At 56.4% G+C, this 16900-nt stretch carries 16 protein-coding genes; 7 read left to right on the forward strand and 9 right to left on the reverse strand.

Going from position 1 to position 16900, the window contains the following annotated elements; translation table 11 throughout:
- Positions 1–62 precede the first annotated feature (62 nt).
- Complete coding sequence (locus tag EGY08_RS05755; protein ID WP_004130826.1) at positions 63–605, reverse strand: TetR/AcrR family transcriptional regulator; 543 nt, start codon at positions 603–605, stop codon at positions 63–65.
- A gap of 148 nt (positions 606–753) precedes the next feature.
- On the opposite strand from EGY08_RS05755, the gene EGY08_RS05760 reads away from it, so the two are divergent.
- Together EGY08_RS05760 and EGY08_RS05765 are read left to right on the forward strand one after the other, a co-directional pair.
- Positions 754–1956 carry an MFS transporter gene (locus tag EGY08_RS05760; protein WP_032721352.1) on the forward strand — a complete coding sequence of 401 codons (1203 nt, stop codon included), beginning with the start codon at positions 754–756 and terminating at the stop codon, positions 1954–1956.
- Complete coding sequence (locus EGY08_RS05765) at positions 1956–2771, forward strand: Cof-type HAD-IIB family hydrolase (protein WP_123828308.1); 816 nt, start codon at positions 1956–1958, stop codon at positions 2769–2771. The genes EGY08_RS05760 and EGY08_RS05765 overlap by 1 nt, the downstream gene beginning before the upstream one ends.
- Positions 2772–2818: 47 nt before the next feature.
- Here EGY08_RS05765 and EGY08_RS05770 read toward each other — a convergent pair whose 3' ends face one another.
- Positions 2819–4054: an MFS transporter gene (locus EGY08_RS05770; protein WP_123828309.1), complete on the reverse strand. Its 1236-nt coding sequence runs from the start codon at positions 4052–4054 to the stop codon at positions 2819–2821.
- Positions 4055–4372: 318 nt separating this feature from the next.
- On the opposite strand from EGY08_RS05770, the gene ybjG reads away from it, so the two are divergent.
- On the forward strand, positions 4373–4966 hold the full coding sequence (gene ybjG, locus EGY08_RS05775) for an undecaprenyl-diphosphate phosphatase (RefSeq protein WP_004130818.1): 594 nt from the start codon (positions 4373–4375) through the stop codon (positions 4964–4966).
- A 125-nt stretch (positions 4967–5091) separates the two neighbouring features.
- Positions 5092–5850, forward strand: a complete 759-nt coding sequence (deoR, locus tag EGY08_RS05780; RefSeq protein ID WP_123828310.1) for a DNA-binding transcriptional repressor DeoR — start codon at positions 5092–5094, stop codon at positions 5848–5850.
- Between the two features lie 28 nt (positions 5851–5878).
- Here the strand turns inward: deoR and dacC are convergent, their stop codons facing one another.
- Positions 5879–7081, reverse strand: a complete 1203-nt coding sequence (gene dacC, locus EGY08_RS05785; RefSeq protein WP_029669928.1) for a serine-type D-Ala-D-Ala carboxypeptidase — start codon at positions 7079–7081, stop codon at positions 5879–5881.
- Between the two features lie 257 nt (positions 7082–7338).
- Between dacC and EGY08_RS05790 the strand changes: the two genes are divergently transcribed.
- Entirely contained in the window at positions 7339–7965 is a 627-nt protein-coding gene (locus EGY08_RS05790) for a glutathione S-transferase family protein (RefSeq protein WP_123828311.1), read from the forward strand.
- A 2-nt stretch (positions 7966–7967) separates the two neighbouring features.
- Here the strand turns inward: EGY08_RS05790 and EGY08_RS05795 are convergent, their stop codons facing one another.
- Both EGY08_RS05795 and bssR read right to left on the reverse strand, forming a co-directional pair.
- Entirely contained in the window at positions 7968–9080 is a 1113-nt protein-coding gene (locus EGY08_RS05795; protein ID WP_049111941.1) for a PQQ-dependent sugar dehydrogenase, read from the reverse strand.
- Between the two features lie 103 nt (positions 9081–9183).
- Positions 9184–9567, reverse strand: coding sequence for a biofilm formation regulator BssR (bssR, locus tag EGY08_RS05800; protein WP_004130808.1), 384 nt, complete (start codon positions 9565–9567; stop codon positions 9184–9186).
- A 379-nt stretch (positions 9568–9946) separates the two neighbouring features.
- Here bssR and EGY08_RS05805 point away from each other — a divergent pair, with 379 nt between their 5' ends.
- Entirely contained in the window at positions 9947–11188 is a 1242-nt protein-coding gene (locus EGY08_RS05805) for an oligosaccharide MFS transporter (RefSeq protein ID WP_177447581.1), read from the forward strand.
- A 33-nt stretch (positions 11189–11221) separates the two neighbouring features.
- On the opposite strand, the gene EGY08_RS05810 is transcribed toward EGY08_RS05805, so the two are convergent.
- On the reverse strand, positions 11222–11701 hold the full coding sequence (locus EGY08_RS05810) for a hypothetical protein (protein WP_162626028.1): 480 nt from the start codon (positions 11699–11701) through the stop codon (positions 11222–11224).
- Positions 11702–11999: 298 nt separating this feature from the next.
- Between EGY08_RS05810 and rimO the strand changes: the two genes are divergently transcribed.
- Positions 12000–13325, forward strand: coding sequence for a 30S ribosomal protein S12 methylthiotransferase RimO (rimO, locus tag EGY08_RS05815; protein WP_049111940.1), 1326 nt, complete (start codon positions 12000–12002; stop codon positions 13323–13325).
- Between the two features lie 126 nt (positions 13326–13451).
- Here rimO and gsiD read toward each other — a convergent pair whose 3' ends face one another.
- The 3 genes from gsiD to gsiB are packed head-to-tail and all read right to left on the reverse strand — an operon-like array spanning position 13452 to position 16876.
- Positions 13452–14363, reverse strand: a complete 912-nt coding sequence (gene gsiD / locus EGY08_RS05820) for a glutathione ABC transporter permease GsiD (protein ID WP_032742081.1) — start codon at positions 14361–14363, stop codon at positions 13452–13454.
- Position 14364: 1 nt separating this feature from the next.
- Positions 14365–15285, reverse strand: a complete 921-nt coding sequence (gene gsiC, locus EGY08_RS05825) for a glutathione ABC transporter permease GsiC (protein ID WP_004130799.1) — start codon at positions 15283–15285, stop codon at positions 14365–14367.
- A gap of 52 nt (positions 15286–15337) precedes the next feature.
- Positions 15338–16876, reverse strand: a complete 1539-nt coding sequence (gene gsiB / locus EGY08_RS05830) for a glutathione ABC transporter substrate-binding protein GsiB (RefSeq protein WP_004130796.1) — start codon at positions 16874–16876, stop codon at positions 15338–15340.
- Between the last annotated feature and the right edge of the window lie 24 nt (positions 16877–16900).

Consider the following 16900-nt stretch of genomic DNA (forward strand, 5'->3'; position numbering starts at 1 on the left):
GAGCCCATCAACCCCGCCATTTAGGTTCAAGGTTGATGGGTTTTTTGTTTTCTGCTCCCAGCTCACTCCCCCGCCAGTCGGTCGACCATCAGTCGAATCGCTTCTCTTGATAGCGGCGCTCTGTCGGTCACGAAGTGCAGCGTCATCCCCTCGATAAAGGCGTCAAGCCCGCGGGCCGTGGCCGGTTCAAACCACTGCTCAAGGGTCTGCTGGCTGCGCAGCATCCAGTTCTGCATGACCGCTTTTAAATTCGGCTGGCTGCTGCAAAAAGCATACAGCTGATACATCAGCTCCATATTGCGCGCGGTGGTGACCTGGGCGCTAAAAATCAGTTCGGCAATGGCGTCACAAGCCTCCCGGCGATTATGCACATCGGCAAAAAACTGCTGATACTGCGCCGACATCTGGCCGGTAAACAGGCTGAACGCTTCTTCGACCAGCGCCTCAATGCCGCTGAAATAGTAGGTCAGCGAGCCCAGCGGCACGCCCGCGCAGGTGGCGATTTTCCGGTGCGTAACCGCATGAATGCCGTGTATCGCGATCGTGTCCAGCGTCGCCTGCAAAATCCGCTCCCGCCGCTGCGGGTCGTTTGGTCGACGGGCCATACTTTTTCCTCTTTCATTTAATATGCCTCAGGCTGAATCGAATCATAGAGGTCAATAAAAAAGCATTCCTCAGCAAGCAACCTGGATGTACAAATGTACACAACCTTGCTACTGTTGTCTGCATCTCTTCACTCTCGGGCATTTACGGATGACAGCGCAAACCTCACGCAGAGCCCTTCAGCTAAGGCTGTGGGCGCTCTTCATGTTCTTTTTTATCCCCGGATTACTCATGGCCTCATGGGCCACCCGCACGCCGGCGATTCGCGATCTGCTCGCGCTATCGACGGCGGAAATGGGGATTGTATTATTTGGACTCTCAATAGGTTCGATGAGCGGCATCCTCTGCTCAGCGTGGCTGGTCAATCGATTCGGCACCCGTAAAGTGATTCGCGCCACCATGTCGTGCGCGGTGGTCGGTATGCTTGTGCTCAGCGCCGCGCTATGGTTCACATCGGCGGTGCTGTTTGCCATTGGCTTAGCCATCTTCGGCGCCAGCTTTGGCTCAGCGGAAGTGGCGATTAACGTCGAAGGCGCCGCCGTTGAACGCGAAATGAATAAAACCGTCCTGCCAATGATGCATGGTTTCTACAGCTTCGGCACGCTCGTCGGCGCCGGGATTGGCATGGCGGTAACCGGCTTCGGCCTGCCCGCCGCGCCGCACATCCTGCTGGCGGCGCTGGTGGCCGTCGCCCCCATTGCTATCGCCATTCGCGCGATTCCTGAAGGCACCGGCAAAAATGCGGCGGAAGCGGCGCGCCATGAAGGCAAAGGCCAGCCGATCTGGCGCGATGCCCAGCTGCTGCTGATTGGCGTAATCGTCCTGGCCATGGCCTTTGCCGAAGGCTCCGCCAACGACTGGCTGCCGCTGCTGATGGTGGACGGCCACGGCTTCAGCCCGACCTCCGGCTCGCTTATTTACGCAGGCTTCACCCTCGGCATGACCCTCGGCCGCTTTACCGGCGGCTGGTTTATTGACCGCTACAGCCGGGTGACGGTGGTACGCGCCAGCGCGGTGATGGGCGCGCTCGGTATTGGCCTGATTATTTTTGTCGACAACCCGTGGGTCGCCGGTCTCTCCGTACTATTATGGGGCCTCGGCGCGTCGCTGGGCTTCCCGCTGACCATTTCCGCCGCCAGTGACACCGGCCCCGATGCGCCGAAGCGCGTCAGCGTGGTGGCGATTACCGGCTACCTCGCCTTCCTCGTCGGGCCGCCGCTGCTGGGCTTCCTCGGCGAACACTTCGGCCTGCGCAGTGCCATGATGGTGGTGCTGGCACTCGTGCTGGTCGCGGCCATCGTCGCCCGCGCGGTAGCGAAGCCACAATCTGAACCCGTGATGGAGAACAGTTAATGAGCATCAAAATGATTGCGGTAGACATGGATGGCACCTTTCTGAGCGATGCCAAAACCTATAACCGTCAGCGTTTCCTCGCCCAGTATGCGCGGATGCGTGTGCAGGGCATCCGCTTCGTCGTCGCCAGCGGCAACCAGTATTACCAGCTCATCTCCTTCTTCCCTGAGGTGGCGCACGAAATCGCTTTTGTCGCCGAAAACGGCGGCTGGGTGGTCAGCGCCGGCGAGGACGTGTTTAACTGCCGGATGCCGCAGGAACATTTCAATACCGTTATCGACCATCTCCAGACGCTGGCCAACATTGAAATTATCGCCTGCGGTAAGCGCAGCGCTTACACCCTCAACCGCTATAACGATGAGCTGAAAGCGGTCGCGGCGAAGTACTATCATCGCCTCGAAATGGTCGACGATTTTAATCATATTGCTGATGATGAAATTCTGAAATTCGGACTCAACGTGCCGGACCAGCTGATCCCGCAGATTCAGCCGAAGCTGCACGCCGCGCTTGGCGATATGGTGACCGCGGTCGCCACCGGCTACGGCAGCATTGACCTGATTATTCCCGGGGTGCATAAAGCCAACGGACTGCGCATCCTGCAGGAACGCTGGGGCATCGAGAACCATGAAGTGGTGGCGTTTGGCGATAGCGGCAATGATATCGAAATGCTGCAGCACGCCGGATTCGGTTTCGCGATGGCCAACGCCGCCGCGCCGGTGAAGGCCGTCGCCGGCTACCGTGCCCCGCACAATAACGAAGAAGGCGTGCTGCATATTATTGATAAAGTACTGAATCGCGAAGCGCCGTTCGCCTGAGGCAGCGCCTGCTGCGGCGCGTCACGTCGCAGCAGAGCATTTGAAGGTTACTGCGGTTCGAGGGCGTTGCCCACGCGTTTATCCTTCAGGAAGTAGACCGTCATCGCCAGCCAGAGCACCCCGCTCAGCAGGTTGAGCAAGCTGAAGAGCCCGCTGCCGCCAGACTCATAGGCGTGCTTGCTGACTTCGATACCCACGGTAAAGATCAGCATTTGCAGCATCCCCATCGCTGCCGACACCGTCCCCTTACTCATCTCGCTGGCAAACAGCGTCAGACGCACCAGCCCGGCGTTGGCAAGACCAATCCCGAAGGCGTAAACGCTCAGCCCGGCGGTCATCGACAGATACGCGTGCGTCGACGCCACCGTCGCCACGGCGGCGATCAGCAGGCCGATCATAATCGGCCAGCCGCCGAGAATAATCAGCGAGCGCACCGTTTTGCGTGAAGTCTGGCGCGCCAGCACAAGGTTCCCGGCAATCAGCGCGCCAAAAATCGGCACCTGCAGCAGGCCATATTCGTAGCTGGTCGCCTGCTCGCCACTGATGATGATCACCGGCGATTGGGCAATCCACGCCAGCAGCGGCAAGCTGACGAAACCGGTGGCCAGCGCGCCGGCGACAAAGCGCAGGTTTTTTAGCACCTCACGATAATCACGCCCCAGCTCTTTTACCGATAGCTTCTCGCCCATGCGGGTGGCGGTTTCCGGCATCGCCTTTTGTAGCCCGAAAAAGGCAATAGCGGCCAGCACGGCAAACAGGACAAACATCATCTCCCACGGCAGGAGATGAACCCAGGCCGCCCCCACCAACGGCCCAAGCAGCGGCGCAATCAGCGCGACGTTGGCCATCAGGGCGGTGATCTTGATGCACACCGCCTCTTCAAAAGACTCCTGTATCGCCGCATAGCCGACCGCGCCGATAAAGCACAGGCTGATACCCTGCAAAAAGCGCAGCAGCGTGAACTGCTCAATAGTCTGCGCCAGCAGCGTCGCCAGGCAGGTCACGATAAACCACACCACCCCGGTCAGCATCACCGGACGGCGGCCGATGCGGTCCGAAAGCGGCCCCAGCAGCCACTGCAAAAACATACCGCCGGCCAGATAGGCAGTCATTGAGGTCGGCACCCACTCATTGCCCACGCCAAACTCTTCCACCACCGAGAGCATGCCCGGCTGGATCATGTCATTGCCGATATAGGTGGCGAATTCGTATAACACCAGGCATAGCGGAAAGAGCAGCGCCTGACGTCCGAGGCGTTTGCCTGAAAGCGAAGAATTATGCATGAAATCTCTTATTTAAATAAAACCGCGCAAAGTTTAATGAAAGTCTTCGCGGGGAGATAGCGAATTGTGAGCGATAAAGCAAAATATCGCCACGCAGATAGCGCATCACCAGCAACCATTCAAAATCCAGCTGTATGTATTTCGTTTATGTTTCAATTAGATTACAGGCTATATACTCCTTTACTCAGTCTGTTAACGAAGCCACACTCACACTTTCATTCATAACAAACTGATAATTAAGACAATACTGCTTTACCTTATCGCCACCGTTTTTTAAGGTAGGCGGCTTGTTGCTAACGGACCCAAGAGCCTGGATGTATGCTGGAAAATATTAACTACTCGCTGTTTGCATTCCTCAACGCTACCCCCGCGTCGCCGTGGTGGGCGATTGAAATCGCGACGTTTATCGCCAAAGACCTGATAATTATGGTGCCATTATTGGTGTTGGCCTTATGGCTTTGGGGTCCAAACCAGCGGCAGTTAGTCTTTAAGGTCATGATGGCATTAGCCATTAGCCTGACGCTTTCGTGGATATTCGGCGTGTTTTTTCCGCATGACCGTCCGTTTGCCGCCGGTATTGGCTATAACTTCCTGCATCATTCGCCCAATAACTCCTTCCCGAGCAATCACGGCACGATCTGCTTTACCTTTGCGCTGGCCTTTATGTTCTGGCACCGCCTGTGGTCGGGAGCGCTGCTGTTCGCCCTTGCCTGCGCGATTGCCTGGTCCCGGGTCTACCTCGGCGTGCACTGGCCGATGGACATGCTGGGCGGGCTGCTCACCGCGATGATCGCCTGCCTCAGCGCCCAACTGCTGTGGCAAAGCGGCGGAAAAACCCTCTATCAGCATCTGCAGCGGCTGTACCGACTGTTCTTTTCGCTGCCGATTCGTAAAGGCTGGGTGCGCGAATAGACGTTCCTGACCAGCCGGTAAAGTTGCGGCAGCGCCCGATTCCTGCGCGTGACTAAGCCTCTTCCGGCAGGTAAAATCGCCGCTGACGCCCTGTCAATGCAGGGCGCTTTCAGCTTAGAGGGAATATGGAAACTCGTCGTGACGAACGCATCAGTCAGCTTACTCAGGCACTCAAGCGCAGTGATAAACTCCATCTAAAAGAAGCGGCCACCCTGCTTGGCGTGTCTGAGATGACCATTCGTCGCGATCTCAACGGCCACAGCGGCCCGGTCGTTTTGCTGGGCGGCTATATCGTTCTGGAGCCGCGCAGCGCAACGCACTATCTGCTGAGCGATCAGAAAACACGCCTTGTGGATGAAAAACGCCGCGCAGCCCGCCATGCGGCTAAGCTGCTTGAGCCCCACCAAATGGCCTTTTTTGACTGCGGGACCACCACGCCTTGGATCATCGACGCCATCGATAGCGCCCTGCCCTTTACCGGGGTCTGCTATTCGCTCAATACCTTTCTTTCCTTGCAGGAAAAACCCCAGTGCCGCGCGATTTTGTGCGGCGGCGAGTTCCACGCCAGCAACGCCATTTTCAAACCGCTGAGCCTGCAGGATACGCTGAGCCACCTTTGCCCGGACATCGCGTTTTATTCCGCCGCGGGCGTCGATTACGAGCAGGGCGCGACCTGTTTTAACCTGGAAGAGCTGCCGGTCAAACACTGGGCGATGAAAAGCGCGCGCTACCATGTGCTGGTCGTCGATCACAGTAAATTTGGTAAAGTTCGCCCGGCGCGGATGGGGGATTTATCGCAATTTGACGTGATTGCCAGCGACGTGTGTCCGGATGACGATCTGCTCGCGCTGGCGAAGGAAAAACAGATTTCACTGCTTTACTAACCGCGCCCCGCAGGGCGCGGCCTGTATTTTAAGAGAACCAACCGCCGAACCAGCCGTGCAGTTTCATCAGCACGAAATCGATCATCCGGCTAAAGAAACCGCCTTCGTTTACCGCTTCCATCACAATCAGCGGCCGCTGCTCAATGGTTTTATCATTCAGCTTGAAGTCGATGGTGCCGACCACCTGCCCTTTGGTCAGCGGCGCGGTCAGCTGCGTATCATTCAGGGTGTAGCTGGCCTTGAGGTTTTTCAGCTGACCTTTCGGCAGCGTGATGGAACCGGCCTCGCCCGCCCCCAGCTTCGCTTCACTGCTATCGCCAAACCAGACGCGCTGGGTAATAAAGGTGGCATCGGGTTTAATCGGCGTTACGGTTTCATAGAAGCGGAAACCCCAGGTCAGCAGTTTTTCTGATTCGTTAAAACGGATGCGGTCAGTTTTGGTGCCGAGCACGACGGCAATCAGGCGCATGTCGTTTTGCGTCGCGGAAGAAACCAGATTGTAGCCCGCCCCGGCGGTGGTCCCGGTTTTCACGCCGTCTGCGTTGAGGTTCGTGCTCCACAGCAGACGGTTGCGGTTCGGCTGACGGATTTTGTTGAAGGTGAACTCTTTTTCTTTATGGATCGCATACTCTTCCGGCACGTCATGGATCATCGCTTTGGTGAGCAGCGCCATATCGCGGGCGGTACTAAACTGACCCGGCGCATCCAGACCGTGCACGGTCATAAAGGTGGTGTTGGTCAGGCCCATTTTCTGCGCATAGCCGTTCATCAGGCTGACAAACGCGTCCTGGCTGCCCGCCACGTAGTCGGCGATCGCGATGCTGGCGTCGTTGCCGGACTGAATGATAACGCCCTTGTTAAGATCTTCGACCGACACCTGCATCCCTGGCTTAAGGAACATCACCGATGAGCCGCGCAGCGCCGGGTTACCGGTTGCCCACGCGTCACGCCCGATGGTCACCATATCGGTCGACTTAATCTTACCCGCCTTTAACGCCTGGCCGACAACATAGCTGGTCATGATTTTGGTCAGGCTCGCCGGATCGAGTTTTTCATCGGCATTGCCTTCGCTGAGCACTTTGCCGCTGGCATAGTCCATCAGGATCCAGGCTCGCGCGTCAATGGATGGCGCATCGGGGAGTTGTTCTGCAGCCTGCACCGCAGGCGCAACGAGAAATAAAAGCGCGCAGCCTGCCGCGAGGCCGCGAAGGGAAAAAGCATCATGCGTCATAAGAGCCACCCAAGTATCCTTTCCAAACAAAAATATGCCGCCACACTCGTTCGGCGCCGCAGCAGCCGGTGAGTAAAGCGTACAAATGACCTTAAAGAAACAGCGAGTTGGTAAAGTTTTTAAAGTTTACGCAATAACCTCGCCCGGTGCTGCAAACAGCGCAATTTTTTTGATCGCGGTTGCCTAAATATTAACTTTATTCCAACATGAATGCTCACTACGCCGCAACGGCGGCTTAATAAAAAGCAGGAGCGGATATGATTACGCTGTGGGGCAGAAACAACTCGACCAATGTGAAGAAAGTGCGCTGGGTGCTGGAAGAACTCGACCTCCCGTATCAGCAAATTCTGGCAGGCCTGGAGTTCGGTCTGAATCACGATCCGGCCTATCTGGCCATGAATCCCAATGGGCTGGTACCGCTATTGAAAGATGAGACGACCGATATCGTGCTCTGGGAATCAAACACCATTATTCGCTATCTGGCCGCGCAGTATGGTCAGGATCGCCTGTGGGTGGAGTCGCCCGCCGAACGCGCTCAGGGCGAGAAATGGATGGACTGGGCAAACGGCTCGCTCTCGCCGGCCCATCGGCCGATTTTAATGGGGCTGGTGAGAACCCCGCCGGAAAAACGCGACCCCGCCGCGATTGAAGCCGGAATTGCCGCCTGCGAAAAGCTGTTCGCCATTCTGGATGATGAACTGTCGCGTCATCAGTGGCTCTCAGGCAAGTCCTTCGGCCTCGGCGACATCGCCGTCGCGCCGTTCATTTATAACCTGCTGGAAACCGTTAAAACCTGGCAACCGCGCCCGCACCTGCAGCGCTGGTATCAGCAAATTAACCAGCGCCAGGCCTGGCGCAACGTGGTGATGATCCCGGTCACCTGATATTAGCCCGCCGGGCTCACCTTCAACAGCTCGCCGTTGGATTCGTCGGTTAGCACATACAGATAACCATCGGGTCCAACGCGCACATCGCGGATACGTTTTCCGCGATCGCCCAGAATCCGCTCCTGTTCCGTGACGTTATCGCCGTCAACCTTGAGAACAATCAGCGATTTATCCTTCAGCGCGCCGATAAACAGCCGGTGACGCCACTGTGGGAAGGTCTGCGCGTCGTAAAACGCCATACCGCTCACCGCCGGCGACTTCTCCCAGACAAACAGCGGCGCTTCGGTTCCTTCCGCCGTTTTGCCTTTGGCTTCGGGGATCGGCAGGCCGCTGTAGTTAATGCCGTGCGTCGCCAGCGGCCAGCCGTAGTTTTTGCCTTTTCGCGGAATATTGATCTCATCCCCGCCTCGCGGCCCGTGCTCATTTAACCACAGCGTATCGCTCCACGGGTTCATCGCCATCCCCTGTGGATTACGTATACCGTAAGACCAGATTTCAGGCCTGACGCTGGCCTGGCCGACAAAAGGATTATCATCCGGGACCTTGCCATCAGCCGTTAGCCGCACCACTTTTCCCTGCAGCTTATCAAGATCCTGAGCGGTCGAACGCTGGTTATTCTCCCCGAGTCCAATAAACAGATAACCGAGGCCGTCGAACACCAGCCGTCCGCCAAAATGATTGCCGGTTGAGAGCTTCGGCTGCTGGCGGAAAACTACCTGGAAATTTTCCAGGCGTTGGAGGTCATCGCTCAGTCGGCCGTAACCTACGGCGGTCCCGGCCTTGCCGTCACTTCCCCCTTCGGCGTAGCTCAGCCAGACCCGGCGCGACTGGGCGAAATCCGGGGCCAGCGCCACGTCCAGCAGACCGCCCTGTCCGTTGGCCCAGACCTGCGGCACGCCCGAAATCGCAGGCGCGAGGCCTTTATCCCGCTGCCACAGCCGGAGCTCGCCGCCGCGCAGGGTAATCAGAATCCCCCTGTCGTCGGGAAGAAAGGCCAGCGCCCATGGGTGTTCAAGCTGGTTCTGCAACACCTCTACGCGCTCCCGGGCGGCAAGGCTTGCCGTTGGCAACAACAGCGCGATAAGGGCGATCAGGGTAAGGGTCTGGCGCATGGCATACTCCTTTTGTCAGCAATGCGATAAGGGTAGCCAGCGAGGGAAAACGGGAAGGGATTTTTACATAACATTAATCAGGGGGAGCAGGCTCCCCCTGATTTCAGGCGTGAGTAATGGGCTGAGAATCATTCAATTTATGAATATTTAGCCGCAATACCGCCAGACAGCTTTCCAGCTTATCTACGTCGACAGCGATGTAGGAAGGGCAGTCATGATGTCCGCTCAGCAGGCAGACCGCTGCGGAAGCGACGGCCTCGCCTGCCAGCCGCAGGGCATCCTTTTCCTCCGGTGCGACGGCGTGCTGCAGGCGCGGCGCGTGTTGACGCATTTCATGGCACAGTTCAAACAAGTTATCACGTAGATGGTCGTTTTCGCTGACTGACATATAGCCTTTTGCCTTACGTAGCTGCAAATAAGCGTCGAGATCAATGTTGGCATTAATGAGCTTATTCATCAGGTTACGATACAGTCTGTCAACGGTCATCGCAGATCCTCCTCTGTCGTCCTTTACCACAACCATAATATGGTTATTTTTTGTACAAAACGATGAGGCAGATCAATAATTCTCAGGTCATTAACATCCTTTACAATGTTACAACGACGATTAAAATTCTCGCCTGCGATCTCAATGACCAACGATCGAAAATGTAATACGTTCTCAAAACAAAAACCCTTTAAAATCTCGATGATGAAATTATTTATTGCAGTAATGATCACATATTAGAGCAATGCACATTGCCATAAAATGCCGTCAGGTGTCATATCACTTCATAAAATGTATTACGTATAACATTGAATAAAAACAGCAAGCAGATCGATCCTGTTTGTTACCTTTACCGCTACCGCTTGAAGGAACTGAAATGATTACGCCCGGCAAAAGAAACTATATCTTGTTGAGTCTTTTCGATTTCCTCTACCTCTTCGCCTGGTCCTCAACCATGGCGTTCTTCGTTATCTGGACCACTCAGCATCTCGGGATTAGCGCAACCAAAACCGGCCTGCTCTACTCGGTCAACGCCTTTATCGCCCTGCTGATGCAGCCCTTCTTCGGATTTATTTCCGATAAGTTCGGCCTGAAAAAACGACTGATCTGGATCCTGGTCGCGATGCTGCTGCCGGTAGGCCCGTTCTTTATTTATTTGTATGCGCCACTGCTGGTGCACAGCTTCTGGCTGGGCGCGCTGCTTGGCGGGGTATACCTGGGGATTATTTTCAATTCCGGTTGCGGAGTTATCGATTCGTATATTGATAAAATTTCGCGGCGCTACCAGTTCGAATACGGCCGGGTCAGGATGTGGGGATCGTTAGGCTGGGCCGCAGCCGCGTGGATCGTCGGCAAATATATCGACAGCAATCCGAACCTCGCCTTCTGGTTGGCCAGCGTCGCCATCGTTATCGCGGCGATCTGCTTTATGATGACCAAAATCGAACTAACCGAAGCGGAAATGCAAAAAAGCAGTGCGCTGAAAGTTTCGCACGCCCTGGAGCTGGCGAAGAACGGCCAGTTCTGGATGCTGCTGGTCTTCACCCTTTTCGTCACGCAAATCTATGACACCTACGATCAGCAGTTCGCCCAGTATTTTTCTCTGCAGTTCCCGACGCCGGAGGAAGGCAATCGCTGGTACGGCATTCTTGCCTCCATTCAGGTATGCGGCGAGACTCTGTTTTTATGCCTGATGCCGTGGTTCGTAAACCGCACCGGCGCGAAGTGGGCGCTGATCATCGCCGGGCTGATTATGTCGGTGCGTATCGTCGGCTCCGCGATTCCGCTGGGTCCGGTGTGGATCGGCGCGGTAAAAATGATGCATGCGCTGGAAAAACCGCTGATTCTGGTGTCGGTGTTTAAATTTATCGCCGCCAACTTCGACAACAAGCTCTCGTCGACGGTCTACCTGCTGGTGCTGTTCGTCGCCTCTATCGCCACGGCCATTTACTCGCCGCTGGCCGGGTATTTGTACGATACCATCGGCTTCGCGCATACCTATTATATTCTGGGCGGCATCGCCGGACTGTTTACGCTCATCTCGGTATTTACGCTGCGCGATAATAGAGAACCGACCGCGCCGGGGGCTGCGCCAGGCGCAGGCGTGGCGCAAAGCCATTAAGCAACATTCGCCCGGAAGCCTCTTTCGGGCGAATTAACGGAAACTCCACTGTACGCTCATCACAAATATAGCCGGGACGATAATGCCCGTTTCGACGCCGAAATAATCGGTAAAATTGTACTGCAGGCCATGGTAAATATAGGGAGAGAAACCGACGCCAGTAAGTTTCTTTGCCGTTCGATAAGTGCCTGAATCGCCGCAATCGCGAAAGGCTTTAAAGAAGAACTCGCCGGTATAGGCATAGACGCCCTTGAACGTCCAGCCATTTGCCCCCGCGTACCAGTCTCTTCGTGCCCCCAAAGAGAGGCAGCGGTCGGCAAAACTATTCTTCATGGTCCCGACCAACGCGCTGTACTTTGAATCCGCAGACAGCTTACGCTCAACGGAAAAAAACTGGTTGTTGAATTTTTCATTATATTGGCCGTGATTACCGGTCATATGATAGACAAATGAACCGGTATTGACCGAATATAACGCCATCTCGTTGGCATAAACGGGCGTCGTGCTAATCATGGACAGCGCGCAGACTAAACCACCCAACTTTTTAAACATGGGAAACCTGATAAAAAATAAAGACGAAAAGCAGCGGCTATTTTACCGCTTCAGGTTAAACCAGATCTAAACCGACTTCCCCCGGTTGCCGAGATAATGGGTGAATAACCCCCTTATTTTGATTAACAATCTGGATAATCATCCCTATAAAAAGAAACACGGATATCGCCGGGCTAACAAGAAAAGGAGTATAAACTTTCCGCCGATCTCTGTAGAATCCCTGCCCTGACCATCCCAATAATTGAACACTTTTTAAGCTATGAGCAATGTCACCCATCAGCCGAAGATCGGCTTTGTCTCTCTGGGCTGCCCGAAAAATCTCGTGGACTCAGAACGTATCCTGACTGAACTGCGCACCGAAGGATATGACGTGGTTCCCTCCTACGATAACGCTGATATGGTTATCGTTAACACCTGCGGCTTTATCGATAGCGCCGTGCAGGAGTCGCTGGAAGCGATTGGCGAAGCGTTGAAAGAAAACGGCAAAGTGATCGTCACCGGCTGCCTGGGCGCAAAAGAAGATCAGATCCGCGAAGTGCATCCGAAGGTGCTGGAAATTACCGGGCCGCACAGCTATGAACAGGTGCTGGAACACGTCCACCACTACGCGCCGAAGCCTAAACACAACCCGTTCCTGAGCCTGGTGCCGGAACAGGGCGTGAAGCTGACGCCGCGTCATTACGCTTACTTAAAAATTTCCGAAGGCTGCAACCATCGCTGCACCTTCTGCATCATCCCGTCCATGCGCGGCGATCTGGTCAGCCGTCCGATTGGCGAAGTGCTGGCGGAAGCCAAACGCCTGGCCGACGCCGGCGTCAAAGAGTTGCTGGTAATCTCTCAGGACACCTCCGCCTACGGCGTTGATGTCAAACATCGCAGCGGCTTCCACAACGGTATGCCGGTCAAAACCAGCATGGTTAGCCTGTGCGAAGAGCTGGCGAAGCTCGGTATCTGGGTACGCCTGCACTACGTCTATCCGTACCCGCACGTTGATGATGTGATCCCGCTGATGGCGGAAGGTAAAATTCTGCCTTATCTCGATATTCCGCTGCAGCACGCCAGCCCGCGTATTCTCAAAATGATGAAACGCCCGGGCTCCGCAGACCGCCAGCTGGCGCGCATCAAGCAGTGGCGTGAAGTTTGTCCCGAACTTACCCTGCGTTCGACCTTTATCGTCGGCTTCCCGGGCGAAACGGAAGACGATTTCCAGATGCTGCTCGACTTCCTGAAGGAAGCTCGCCTCGACCGCGTCGGCTGCTTCAAATACAGCCCGGTTGAAGGCGCAACCGCCAACGAACTGGCGGATCAGGTACCGGAAGAGGTGAAAGAAGAGCGCTGGAACCGCTTTATGCAGCTGCAGCAGCAGATCTCCGCCGAGCGCCTGCAGGAGAAAGTCGGTCGCGAAATTATGGTGCTGATCGACGAAGTGGATGAAGAAGGGGCAATTGGCCGCAGCATGGCCGATGCGCCGGAAATCGACGGCGCGGTGTACCTGAACGGTGAGAGTAAAGTCAAACCGGGCGACGTTGTGCGGGTGAAAGTCGAACACGCCGACGAATACGATCTGTGGGGCAGCCGGGTTTAATTTCGCCCGCTAACCGTATCCCGGATAACGGCGCTCGCGCGCCTTATCCGGACGACAAAACCGCACAGGATTAACGTGCGGAGTGCTTTCCCGGACACCTGTCCGGGCTGCACAATCCTCGAACGCCTACCCTTTTATCCTCGGATCCAGCGCATCGCGTAGTCCGTCACCCAGCAGGTTAAACGCCAGCACCGTCAGGAAAATCGCGATTGCCGGGAACAGCGCCACGTGCGGCGCCATCACCATATCCGCCCGCGCTTCGTTGAGCATCGCCCCCCACTCCGGCGTCGGCGGCTGCGCGCCAAGCCCCAGAAATGACAGGCTGGCGGCGGAGATAATCGACACGCCAATACGCATTGTAAAGTAGACCACAATCGACGATACCGTTCCGGGCAAGATGTGATTAAACAGGATGTTGGCATCGCTGGCGCCAATGCTGCGCGCCGACTCAATAAAGGTCTGCTGCTTAAGCACCAGGGTATTACCGCGCACCAGACGCGCAAATGCCGGGATCGAGAAGATCGCCACCGCGATAATCACGTTCGACATTCCGCTTCCCATTACCGCCACGACCGCAATTGCCAGCAAAATCCCCGGGAAAGCGAACAGCACGTCACAGATACGCATAATGATGCGATCCCACCAGCCTTCGTAGTATCCGGCCAGTAGTCCAAGTACGGTGCCAATGGTCGCGCCGATGAATACCGCCAGTACCCCTGCGGCCAGCGAGATCTGCGCCCCCACCAGCACCCGACTGAAGATATCCCGCCCCAGCGAATCAACGCCGAACCAGTGCATCATCGACGGGCCGTCGTTGAGCCGGTCGTAGTCAAAATAGTTTTCCGCATCGAACGGCGCAATCCACGGCGCCACGATCGCCACCGCGATCAGCAGCAGGACAAATATCCCAGCCCCCATCGCCACCGGCTGACGGCGAAACCGCCGCCAGAACTCGTGCCATGGGGTACGTATCTGCCCGGGTTTAATCCCCGGCATCGCGTTGATAACCGCTTGTCTTCTCCAGTTGAGCAATCGCACCTTACTTGTACCTGATAGCTGGATTAATGGCGGCATACAGCACGTCCACCACTAAATTAATAAGAATAAACTCCAGCGAAAACAGGAGGACTTCCGCCTGAATCACCGGATAGTCGCGCATCTCCACCGAGTCCACCAGCAGACGTCCGAGGCCTGGCCAGTTAAAGACCTTCTCCACCACGATTGACCCCCCGAGCAAAAAGCCGAACTGCAGCCCCATCATGGTCACCACCGGGATCATCGCGTTGCGCAGGCCGTGCTTGAGCACCACCAGCGTTTCGCTGACGCCTTTCGCCCGCGCGGTACGCATGTAATCTTCATGCAGGACATCAACGAACGAGGCGCGGGTAAAGCGCGCCATTACCGCCGCCACCGCGGCGCCCAGGGTCAGCGAAGGCAGAATATAGTGGCGCCAGCTGTCTGCGCCCACCGTCGGCAGCCAGCCCAGCTCAACGGAAAAGACCTGCATCAACAGCATGCCGAGCGCAAACGCCGGGAACGAGATCCCAGTCACCGCCAGCGCCATCCCCAGGCGATCCGGCCAGCGGTTGCGCCAGACTGCCGCCACGATCCCCGCCGCCATCCCGAACACCACTGCCCAGCTCATGCTGGCGAGCGTCAGCCAGAATGTCGGCATAAAACGGCTAGCGATTTCGCTGCTTACCGGGCGACGCGAGGCCATCGAGGTACCGAAATCCCCCTGCACAATATTGCTGATATAGTGCCAGAACTGCACGTGCAGCGGCCGATCGAGCCCCAGCTGCTGGCGCACCATTCCCACCACCTGAGCGTCAGCTTCCGGCCCGGCAATCAGCCGCGCCGGATCCCCGGGCAGCATATGCACGAACAGAAACACCAGCACCGCCACAATCAGCAGCGTGGGGATGAGCCCCAGCAGGCGTTTAATCACATAATTGAGCATGCTTCTCCTTGCGCGAAGTCCCCGCAGCCTGCGCCCGGGGACCCACAGCTATCTACTTAAGATCCGCCTGTTCAAAGCTAAATCCGGTATCCGGCTGGATATAGAATCCGGTCAGATTTTTACTGTGTGCTGAGACCAGTTTTTCGACCACCAGCGGCACCCACGGCGACTCTTTCCAGATAGTATCCTGCGCGTCCTTATACAGCCGCGTTTTTTCCTGCGCATCGGTGGTTTTCAGCGCGTCGTTGAGATCTTTATCGACCTGAGGGTTGCTATAGAAAGCGGTATTAAACAGGGTCGGCGGCCAGTTTTGCGACGCGAAAAGCGGCGACAGCGCCCAGTCCGCTTCCCCGGTCGACGCCGACCAGCCTGTGTAGAACATGCGTACGCCGCTCTCTTTCTGCCCCTTACCTTCCACCTCCGCCGCGCGTTGACCCGCATCCATCGCCGTCAGTTGCGCTTTAATGCCCACCTGCGCCAGCTGCTGCTGGGTAAACTGCAGCACTTTCTGCGCCGTGCTGTGGTTGTGAGACGACCACAGCGTGGTGCTAAATCCATTGGGATAGCCGGCCTCTTTCAGCAGCTCGCGGGCCCTGGCCGGATCGTACGGCCAGGCGCTGTAGGTTTCAGCGTAGGCAATAGACGGCGGCACCACGCCGGTCGCCGGGGTGGCATAGCCCGCAAAGGCCACTTTCACCAGCGCCTGACGGTTGATGGCGTAGTTAATCGCCTCGCGCACTTTAGGGTTATCGAACGGCTTCTGCGTCACGTTCATGCTGATATAGCGCTGCATGATCGATGGGCTGGCCACCAGCTCCAGCTTGCTGTTTTTCGCCAGCAGCGGCGCCTGCTCGTAGGGGATCGGGAACGCAAACTGCGCTTCGCCGGTCTGCAGCATCGCCGCGCGGGTATTGTTATCCACGACCGGACGCCAGGTAATGGAGTCCAGCTTCGGCAGCCCCGGCTGCCAGTAACCGGCGAACTTCTTCACTTTAACGAAGTCGGTCTGATTCCAGGTGTCGAGCTGGTACGGGCCGGTGCCGACCGGATGGAAACCAATCTCTTTACCATATTTCTTCAGCGCCGCCGGAGAAATCATCGCCGTCGCCGGGTGGGCCAGGATATTAATAAACGCCGAGAAAGGCTGTTTGAGAGTAATTTTCACCGTCGTCGGGTCAACCGCCTCGGTGCTGGCGATATTTTTATACAGGTTATAGCGCTTGAGATGATTTTCCGGATTGCTGGCGCGATCGAGGTTGGCCTTGACCGCTTCGGCATTAAACTCGGTACCGTCCTGGAACTTCACCCCCGGGTGCAGCTTAATGGTATAAACCAGCCCGTCCGGAGAAACGGTATAGCTTTCCGCCAGCACGTTATGCAGTTTCATCTCTTTATCCAGGCCGAACAGCCCCTGATAGAAAGACTTCGCCACCGCCTGCGACAGCGTGTCGTTAGCATCATAGGGGTCGAGGGTCGTAAAGTTAGAACCGACCGCCACCACCACATCTTTTGCGGCAAAAGCCGGCGTCGCTGCCAGCGCCGAAGCGACGCCCAGCGCCAACAGCCATTTGCCTGAAACGCGTTGAGTCATGTTGTTCTCCTGAAATGCTGCATT

Origin of the sequence: Klebsiella sp. FDAARGOS_511, from assembly GCF_003812845.1 — a bacterium.
Classification (GTDB): domain Bacteria; phylum Pseudomonadota; class Gammaproteobacteria; order Enterobacterales; family Enterobacteriaceae; genus Klebsiella; species Klebsiella grimontii.

Excerpts from the sequence above, each read along its gene's own strand:
- EGY08_RS05755 (WP_004130826.1), bottom strand. The coding sequence starts at position 605 with ATGGCCCGTCGACCAAACGACCCGCAGCGGCGGGAGCGGATTTTGCAG.
- EGY08_RS05760 (WP_032721352.1), top strand. The coding sequence starts at position 754 with ATGACAGCGCAAACCTCACGCAGAGCCCTTCAGCTAAGGCTGTGGGCG.
- EGY08_RS05765 (WP_123828308.1), top strand. The coding sequence starts at position 1,956 with ATGAGCATCAAAATGATTGCGGTAGACATGGATGGCACCTTTCTGAGC.
- EGY08_RS05770 (WP_123828309.1), bottom strand. The coding sequence starts at position 4,054 with ATGCATAATTCTTCGCTTTCAGGCAAACGCCTCGGACGTCAGGCGCTG.
- ybjG (WP_004130818.1), top strand. The coding sequence starts at position 4,373 with ATGCTGGAAAATATTAACTACTCGCTGTTTGCATTCCTCAACGCTACC.
- deoR (WP_123828310.1), top strand. The coding sequence starts at position 5,092 with ATGGAAACTCGTCGTGACGAACGCATCAGTCAGCTTACTCAGGCACTC.
- dacC (WP_029669928.1), bottom strand. The coding sequence starts at position 7,081 with ATGACGCATGATGCTTTTTCCCTTCGCGGCCTCGCGGCAGGCTGCGCG.
- EGY08_RS05790 (WP_123828311.1), top strand. The coding sequence starts at position 7,339 with ATGATTACGCTGTGGGGCAGAAACAACTCGACCAATGTGAAGAAAGTG.
- EGY08_RS05795 (WP_049111941.1), bottom strand. The coding sequence starts at position 9,080 with ATGCGCCAGACCCTTACCCTGATCGCCCTTATCGCGCTGTTGTTGCCA.
- bssR (WP_004130808.1), bottom strand. The coding sequence starts at position 9,567 with ATGACCGTTGACAGACTGTATCGTAACCTGATGAATAAGCTCATTAAT.
- EGY08_RS05810 (WP_162626028.1), bottom strand. The coding sequence starts at position 11,701 with ATGATTAGCACGACGCCCGTTTATGCCAACGAGATGGCGTTATATTCG.
- rimO (WP_049111940.1), top strand. The coding sequence starts at position 12,000 with ATGAGCAATGTCACCCATCAGCCGAAGATCGGCTTTGTCTCTCTGGGC.
- gsiC (WP_004130799.1), bottom strand. The coding sequence starts at position 15,285 with ATGCTCAATTATGTGATTAAACGCCTGCTGGGGCTCATCCCCACGCTG.
- gsiB (WP_004130796.1), bottom strand. The coding sequence starts at position 16,876 with ATGACTCAACGCGTTTCAGGCAAATGGCTGTTGGCGCTGGGCGTCGCT.